This is a genomic window from Methylobacterium oryzisoli, from assembly GCF_046557895.1.
GTDB classification, from domain to species: Bacteria; Pseudomonadota; Alphaproteobacteria; order Rhizobiales; family Beijerinckiaceae; genus Methylobacterium; species Methylobacterium oryzisoli.
Genome location: NZ_JBKIBX010000007.1, coordinates 139,421 through 147,103, shown reverse-complemented (window position 1 = coordinate 147,103; position 7,683 = coordinate 139,421). Strand labels below are relative to the sequence as shown.

The window sequence follows — 7,683 nt, the reverse complement described above, 5'->3', positions numbered from 1 at the left end:
TGCCGCGGGCGCGCCCACTCCGCGCGCCCGCGGCCTTCATCATAGCGCAGCGCGGCCGTTTCGTCAGCGCGGCACCCGCGATGGCACCGCGCCTGCGGACGGGCTCAGACCGCCTGGACCTCGCGCACCTCCGGCAGGAAGTGGCGGAAGAGGTTCTGCACGCCCTGGCGCAGGGTCGCGGTGGAGGACGGGCAGCCGGAGCAGGCGCCCTTCATCTCCAGGTAGACCACGCCCTCGCGGTAGCCCCGGAAGGTGATGTCGCCCCCGTCGCCCGCCACCGCCGGGCGCACGCGGGTTTCGAGCAGGTCCTTGATGGTCGCCACCGTGTCGGCGTCGGCCTCCTCGAAGAACTCTTCGGCGTCGCTCTCGGGGGCGGCGCCCTCGGCCAGCACCGGCGCCCCCGACATGAAGTGCTCCATGATGGCGCCGAGCACCGCGGGCTTCACCTGCGGCCATTCCGAGCCGTCGTCGGCCTTCGTCACCGAGATGAAGTCGTGGCCGAAATAGACGCCCGCCACGCCCGGCACGTCGAACAGCGCCTCGGCCAGGGGCGAGCGGGTCGCCGCGTCGCGGCTGCGCGCCTCGAAGGTGCCGTCGGGCAGCACCACCTTGCCGGGGAGGAACTTCAGGGTGGCGGGATTGGGGGTGGCTTCGGTCTGGATGAACATCGGCAATCCTTCGGGGTTCTCTGCGCCGGTTCAAGGCCGGCCGGGAACGGCGCGTCGCGCCACCCGAGATGTGGACCCGTCCCGGGAAAACCGCAACGCCGCCGGTTCCTGTCTCAGCCGGCGAGCGCGGTGATCTCCGCCTCGCTCAGGGCGCCCGGCACGATGACGACCGGCACCGGGAAGGTGCCGGCGGCCCGCCCGGCGATGGAGGAGACCAGCGGGCCGGGTCCCTCCGTTCCGGCGGCGGCGCCGAGCACGAGGAAGCCGATATCCTCGTCGTCGCGAATCAGCCGCAGGATCTCGTCCGCCCGCGCGCCGGTGCGCACCACGATCTCGGGATCGACCCCGGCCGCCTGCCGGGCCGTGGCGGCCAAGTGCTCCAGCCGCTCGCGGACCTCGGCCTCGGCCTCCGCGCGCATCGCCTCGCCCACGCCGAGCCATTCGAGGGTGTCGGGCGGCTCGGCCACCGCCAGCATCACCACGCGCGCGTTCAGGCGGGCGGCGCGGCGGACTGCGAAATGCACCGCGCGGTCGCATTCGGGCGTCTCATCGACCAGCACCATGAACTTGAGCCGGTGCCCCGGCTCGTAGGACCGGCGCCGCTTCATCTCGGTCATGACAGGGTGGGCTCCGCCGCCCGCGATGCTGCCCGACGCGACCCCGGCCCGGCAAGGCCCCGCCCGATGCCTCGGGTCATCGCCCGGCTTCGGGCACCGGCCGCATGCCTTCAGGGCATCGACAACCCCCGCCCCATCCTGTAGAGAGCCGGCCAACTCACAACAGGACGCCGAAATCCTGTGCCGGGCCGCATCCCGCGGCGAGGCGCGACGGCCGGAGCACGACCATGAACATCATCCAGCAGCTCGAGCAGGAGCAGATCGCCCAGCTCAATAAGACCATCCCGGACTTCGAGCCCGGCGACACGCTCGTGGTGAACGTGAAGGTGAAGGAAGGCGAGCGCACCCGCGTGCAGGCCTACGAGGGTGTCTGCATCGCCCGCGCCGGCAGCGGCCTCAACGAGAACTTCACCGTACGCAAGATCTCGTACGGCGAGGGCGTCGAGCGCGTCTTCCCGATCTACTCGCCGCTGGTCGATTCCATCAAGGTGACCCGCCGCGGCAAGGTCCGCCGCGCCAAGCTGTATTACCTGCGCGACCGCCGCGGCAAGTCGGCCCGCATCGCCGAGCGCGCCGAGCGCGGGGGCGACAAGTCCAAGGCCGCGCCTGCCGCCGCCGAGTAGGCTTTTCGGAGCGCCGCGGGCGCTCCCCGGACCTCCAACTCCTGAACACCCCGACATCGTCGAGCGCCGAGGAACCCCTCTCCCGAGTGGAAGAGGGGTTCCGCCGCGCCACGCTACCAGCGGTGGGGTGTCCGGAAGAGCTGAAGTCTGAAGAAAGCCGGCCCCGGCCCTCAGTCGAGCCCGAGGCCCCGGCGCAGCCACCACGCGTAATGCTCGGTGAGAGACACGAGCCGGCGCCGCTCCGAGGCCGGGTCGTACCACGCGCCGCCGGAACTCGCCGGATTGGCCGAGAGCTGGGGATGGCGCGCCAGCACTTCGCCGCGCCGCCCCACCACCAGGGCCTCGCCGTCGAGGTAATCGGAGTTCATGCCGCCGCCGCGGCCGAAGCGGCTCTCGCTGCCCACGTAGGAGTTGAGCGTGACCCCGGTCACGCGCACCACCAGGGTCGGGCCGGGGCCGCCGACGCGGCCCGCGAAGGTGCGGGCCAGCGCCGCCTGAAGGTCGTCCTGCACCGCCGTCGCGAAGGGACCGAGCCCGCGGGCGCGCAGGGGTCCGACATCCACCCGGATGGCCGAGAAGCGGGTGTCGGGCGGGAGCGGATCGGCGCCCGCCGCCGTCGCGGCGAGCCCGAGCAGCGCGGCCGCGAGAAGGCGGCGCGGCGAGAAGACGCTCATGTCGCCCGGCTCACGTAGCGAAGCGGATGCCGACGATCTCGTAGGACTTGCCGCCGCCCGGCGTCGAGACCTCGACCGTGTCGCCGACGCCCTTGCCGATCAGCGCGCGCGCCACCGGCGAGGTGATCGAGACGCGGCCCGAGCGCACGTCCGCCTCCGGCTCGCCGACGATCTGGTAGGTCTTCTCCTCCTCGGTGTCCTCGTCGACGAGTTGCACCGTGGCGCCGAACTTGACCTTGTTGCCCGAGAGCTTGGTGACGTCGATGATCTCGGCGCGGGAGATCAGGCTCTCCAGTTCGAGCACGCGGCCCTCGTTCAGGGACTGGGCCTCCTTGGCGGCGTGGTACTCGGCATTCTCCGAGAGGTCGCCGAGCGCGCGCGCTTCCGAGATCGCCTGGATGATCCGCGGGCGCTCCACCTGCTGGCGATGCTTCAGCTCCTCCTCCAGAGCGGCAAATCCTCGGATCGTGATCGGAACCTTGTCCATCGTTCTCGTCTCACACCACAAGCAATCGGCCCGACGAGACGCGTTGCCGCGTCCCGGCCGGGCCTGTCCCAATACCACTCGCGCAGGCGCGAGGACTTCGGCGCGCGGCCCGCGCCTTAGGCCGCGAAGTATTCCTGCAGGGCACGCACCTGGAGATCGTCCCCGAGATACGCCGTGATGCCCTCCGCAGCCGCCATCGCACCCGCGAGAGTGGTGTAGTACGGGACTTTATGCAAGAGGGCCGCCCGGCGCAGCGAGCGCGAGTCGGACAGGGCGCCGGCGCCCTCGGTGGTGTTGAAGACGAGGTGGATCTCGCCGTTCTTGATCGCGTCGACGACGTGCGGGCGGCCCTCCAGCACCTTGTTGATGCGGGTCGCGACGACGCCGTTCTCGGCGAGGAAGACCTGCGTGCCGCTGGTCGCCAGGATGGTAAAGCCGACCTCGGCCAGCATGCGGACCGCCGGCAGGATGCGGGCCTTGTCGGCGTCGCGCACCGAGACGAACAGCGTGCCCTCGCGCGGCACCTGGGTCCCTGAGCCGAGTTGGCTCTTGGCGAAGGCGACGCCGAAGCTGCGGTCGAGCCCGATGACCTCGCCGGTGGAGCGCATCTCCGGCCCGAGCAGCACGTCGACCCCGGGGAAGCGCGCGAAGGGAAACACCGCCTCCTTCACGCCGATATGCGGCAGGGTCTTGGGCGTGAGCCCGAACCGCGCCAGGGGCTCGCCCGCCATCACGCGGGCGGCGATCTTGGCGATCGGCTCGCCGATCACCTTGGCGACGAAGGGCACCGTGCGGGAGGCGCGCGGGTTGACCTCCAGCACGTAGATCTCGCCGTCCTTGATCGCGTATTGCACGTTCATCAGGCCGCCGACGTTCAGCGCCAGGGCGAGGTTGCGGGTCTGGCGCTCCAGCTCCGCGAGCGTCTCCGGCGACAGGGAGCGGGGCGGCAGCGAGCAGGCGGAATCGCCCGAGTGGATGCCCGCCTCCTCGATGTGCTCCATGATGCCGGCGATGAACACGTCCGTCCCGTCCGCCACTGCGTCGACGTCGACCTCGGTCGCGTCCGTCAGGTAGCGGTCGAACAGCAGCGGGTTCTTGCCGAGGACCGTGTTGATCTGCCCGGTCTTGTCGTTGGGGTAGCGCGCCTTGACGTCCGACGGGATCAGGCTCGGCAGCGTGTCGAGCAGGTAGTCGGCGAACTGCGTCTCGTCGCGGATGATCGCCATCGCCCGCCCGCCGAGCACGTAGGAGGGGCGCACCACGAAGGGCAGGCCGAGATCGGCGGCCACGAGACGGCTCTGCTCCACCGAGAAGGCGATGCCGTTCTTCGGCTGCTTCAGGTGCAGCTTGTCGAGGAGCCGCTTGAACTGGTCGCGGTCCTCCGCGAGGTCGATGGCGTCCGGCGAGGTGCCGAGGATCGGAACCCCCGCCTCCTCCAGGGCGCGCGCGAGCTTGAGCGGCGTCTGGCCGCCGAACTGCACGATGACCCCGTGCAGCGTGCCCGCCTGCCGCTCGGTCTCGATGATCTCCAGCACGTCCTCGGCGGTCAGCGGCTCGAAGTAGAGCCGGTCCGAGGTGTCGTAGTCGGTCGAGACCGTCTCGGGGTTGCAGTTGACCATGATCGTCTCGAACCCTGCATCCGAGAGCGCGAAACAGGCATGGCAGCAGCAATAGTCGAACTCGATGCCCTGCCCGATCCGATTGGGACCGCCGCCGAGGATGACCACCTTCTTCTTGGTCGACGGCTGCGCCTCGTCCGCCACCGTGCCGGCGAAGGGGGCGACGTAGGTCGAGTACATGTAGGCGGTGGGCGAGGCGAACTCGGCCGCGCAGGTGTCGATGCGCTTGAAGACCGGGCGCACGCTCAAGGCCCGGCGGGCGGCGCGCACCGCGGCCTCGTCGGTGTGGGCGAGCACGGCGAGCCGCGCGTCGGAGAAACCGGCCGCCTTGAGCTGCCGGAAGGCCCCCGCACTCTTCGGCAGGCCGAAGCGCCTCACCTTGGTCTCGAGGTCCACGATGGCCTGGAGCTGCTCCAGGAACCAGGGATCGATGCGGCAGGAGGCGTGCACCTCCGCGTGGCTGACGCCGAGCCGCAGGGCCTGCGCCACCTTGAGCAGCCGGTCCGGGGTCGGCGTGCCGAGTGCCGCCTTGATGGCGTTGCGGTCGTCGCCTTTCCCCAGGCCCTCGATCTCGATGTCGTCGAGCCCGGTGAGGCCGGTCTCCAGCGAGCGCAGGGCCTTCTGCAGCGATTCGGCGAAGCAGCGGCCGATCGCCATCGCCTCGCCCACCGACTTCATCGAGGTGGTGAGCGTCGGCTCGGCGCCCGGGAATTTCTCGAAGGCGAAACGCGGGATCTTGGTGACGACGTAGTCGATCGTCGGCTCGAACGAGGCCGGCGTGGCGCCGCCCGTGATGTCGTTGGCGATCTCGTCGAGCGTGTAGCCCACCGCGAGCTTGGCCGCGACCTTGGCGATCGGGAAGCCGGTGGCCTTGGAGGCGAGCGCCGAGGAGCGCGACACGCGCGGGTTCATCTCGATGACGACCATGCGGCCCGTCTTCGGGTCGATGGCGAACTGCACGTTCGAGCCGCCGGTCTCGACGCCGATCTCGCGCAGCACCGCGATCGAGGCGTCGCGCATCACCTGGTATTCTTTGTCGGTCAGCGTCAGCGCCGGCGCGACCGTGATCGAATCGCCGGTGTGGACGCCCATCGGGTCGATGTTCTCGATGGAGCAGATGATGATGCAGTTGTCCGCGCGGTCGCGGACCACCTCCATCTCGTACTCCTTCCAGCCGAGCACCGATTCCTCGATCAGCACCTCGTTGGTCGGCGAGGCGTCGATGCCGCGCTCCACGATGTCGAGGAATTCCTCGCGGTTGTAGGCGATGCCGCCGCCGGTGCCGCCCAGCGTGAAGGAGGGCCGGATGATCGCCGGCAGGCCGATCTCGGCGAGCGCGATCAGCGCCTGCCCCAGCGCGTGCTCGCCGTAGCGCTTGCGCCGCTCGGCCTCGCCGGAGGCCCACTTCTTGTCGAAGGCGGCGCTCGCCGCCTTCCGCGCCTCCGGATCCGGCGTGGCGGCCTCGATCCGGGCCACCTCGGCGAGGTACTTCTCGCGGTCGGCCTTCTTGGAGGCCGAGGCGTTGGCGAGCGCCGAGCGCGGCGTCTCCAGCCCGATCTTGGTCATCGCGTCGCGGAAGAGGTGACGGTCCTCCGCCTTGTCGATCGCCTCGGCGGTGGCGCCGATCATCTGCACGCCGAACTGGTCGAGCACGCCCATCCGCTTGAGCGACAGGGCGCAGTTGAGCGCCGTCTGGCCGCCCATCGTCGGCAGGAGCGCGTCGGGACGCTCCTTCTCGATGATCTTGGCGACGATCTCGGGCGTGATCGGCTCGACGTAGGTCGCGTCCGCCAGCTCCGGATCGGTCATGATCGTGGCCGGATTGGAATTGACCAGGATGATCCGGTAGCCTTCGGCCTTGAGCGCCTTGCAGGCCTGCGTGCCGGAATAGTCGAACTCGCAAGCCTGGCCGATGACGATCGGACCCGCGCCGATGATGAGGATGGAGGAGAGATCGGTGCGCTTGGGCATCGGACGCGTCAGACTCTTGCGGCGCGCATCCGGCCTTCACCGCGCCGGGCGGCCCGGGGACGGGCGCGGGCGGGGCAGGCCGGGCGCGGGGGGATGGTCGTGCGGCGCCTTTAACACGCCGGCCGAGACGAATGAAAGGCCGCGCGGCGCCAGCGCGGATCAGGCTTGACGGCAGCGCGCGACTGGACCCTCGTCACCGGCGCGTCGAGCGGGATCGGGGCGGACCTCGCCCGGGCCTTCGCGGCCCGCGGCCACGCGCTGGTGCTCACCGCCCGCCGGGCCGATCGCCTGGACGCGCTCGCCGAGACGTTGCGCCCCCAGGTCCCCGTCGCGGTGATGCCGGCCGATCTCGCCGATCCCGCCGCACCGGGCCATCTCCTGGCCGCGATCGCCGAGCGGGGCATCGCCCTGCACACCCTCGTCAACAACGCGGGCTTCGGCCTGCGCGGGCGCTTCGTGGCCCAGCCCTCCGCCGAGATCGCCGAGATGGTGATGGTGAACGTGGCGGCCCCCACGGCGCTCGCCCGCCTCGTCCTGCCCGACCTCGTCGCGCGCGGGCGCGGCGGCATCCTCAACGTCGCCTCGGTGGTGGGCTACCTGCCCGGCCCCAACATGGCCGCCTACTACGCCACCAAGGCCTACCTGCTCTCGCTGTCCGAGGCGCTGTACGAGGAGGCGCGGCCCCACGGCGTCACGGTGACGGCCCTGTGCCCGGGCGCGACCGCCACCGAGTTCTCGCGGCGGGCCGACCGGCACGGCGCCAAGCGCTTCAAGGACACGCCCATGAGCGCGGAGGCGGTGGCGCGGGCGGGCCTCGCCGGCTACCTGCGGGGCGACGCGGTCGTGGTGCCGGGTGCGGCAAACGGTCTGGCGGTGCTGGCCGCGCGGCTCGCCCCGCGCTGGCTCAGCCGCAAGGCGGCCTCCCGCCTGCAGGACTGACACCGGGGTCATCTTCGGTTCAGTCGTGTTCGCTACACAATGGGCCCGACGGAGCCGGCCAGGCCCGCGGCATCGGGTGGATCAG

General features: G+C 70.9%; 7 protein-coding genes. 2 read left to right on the top strand and 5 right to left on the bottom strand.

The window, feature by feature from the left end; all coding sequences use genetic code 11:
* Nucleotides 1-104 precede the first annotated feature (104 nt).
* Complete coding sequence (locus ACKUB9_RS09475; RefSeq protein WP_407521095.1) at nt 105-668, bottom strand: NifU family protein; 564 nt, start codon at nt 666-668, stop codon at nt 105-107.
* A 113-nt stretch (nt 669-781) separates the two neighbouring features.
* Nucleotides 782-1,285 (bottom strand): universal stress protein, encoded by a 504-nt coding sequence (locus ACKUB9_RS09470; protein WP_407521093.1) that lies wholly within the window; start codon nt 1,283-1,285, stop codon nt 782-784.
* Nucleotides 1,286-1,512: 227 nt separating this feature from the next.
* Here ACKUB9_RS09470 and rplS point away from each other — a divergent pair, with 227 nt between their 5' ends.
* Entirely contained in the window at nt 1,513-1,908 is a 396-nt protein-coding gene (rplS, locus tag ACKUB9_RS09465) for a 50S ribosomal protein L19 (RefSeq protein ID WP_407521091.1), read from the top strand.
* Nucleotides 1,909-2,078: 170 nt separating this feature from the next.
* Here rplS and ACKUB9_RS09460 read toward each other — a convergent pair whose 3' ends face one another.
* The 3 genes from ACKUB9_RS09460 to carB form a co-directional block, all read right to left on the bottom strand.
* Nucleotides 2,079-2,582, bottom strand: coding sequence for a hypothetical protein (locus ACKUB9_RS09460; RefSeq protein ID WP_407521089.1), 504 nt, complete (start codon nt 2,580-2,582; stop codon nt 2,079-2,081).
* 10 nt (nt 2,583-2,592) lie between these two features.
* Nucleotides 2,593-3,069, bottom strand: a complete 477-nt coding sequence (gene greA, locus ACKUB9_RS09455; RefSeq protein WP_238234391.1) for a transcription elongation factor GreA — start codon at nt 3,067-3,069, stop codon at nt 2,593-2,595.
* 116 nt (nt 3,070-3,185) lie between these two features.
* Complete coding sequence (gene carB / locus ACKUB9_RS09450) at nt 3,186-6,659, bottom strand: carbamoyl-phosphate synthase large subunit (protein WP_407521087.1); 3,474 nt, start codon at nt 6,657-6,659, stop codon at nt 3,186-3,188.
* A gap of 165 nt (nt 6,660-6,824) precedes the next feature.
* Between carB and ACKUB9_RS09445 the strand changes: the two genes are divergently transcribed.
* Entirely contained in the window at nt 6,825-7,598 is a 774-nt protein-coding gene (locus ACKUB9_RS09445; RefSeq protein ID WP_407521085.1) for an SDR family NAD(P)-dependent oxidoreductase, read from the top strand.
* Nucleotides 7,599-7,683 lie beyond the last annotated feature (85 nt).

Coding starts and splice junctions, on each gene's coding strand:
- ACKUB9_RS09475 (WP_407521095.1), bottom strand. CDS start 668: ATGTTCATCCAGACCGAAGCCACCCCCAATCCCGCCACCCTGAAGTTC.
- ACKUB9_RS09470 (WP_407521093.1), bottom strand. CDS start 1,285: ATGACCGAGATGAAGCGGCGCCGGTCCTACGAGCCGGGGCACCGGCTC.
- rplS (WP_407521091.1), top strand. CDS start 1,513: ATGAACATCATCCAGCAGCTCGAGCAGGAGCAGATCGCCCAGCTCAAT.
- ACKUB9_RS09460 (WP_407521089.1), bottom strand. CDS start 2,582: ATGAGCGTCTTCTCGCCGCGCCGCCTTCTCGCGGCCGCGCTGCTCGGG.
- greA (WP_238234391.1), bottom strand. CDS start 3,069: ATGGACAAGGTTCCGATCACGATCCGAGGATTTGCCGCTCTGGAGGAG.
- carB (WP_407521087.1), bottom strand. CDS start 6,659: ATGCCCAAGCGCACCGATCTCTCCTCCATCCTCATCATCGGCGCGGGT.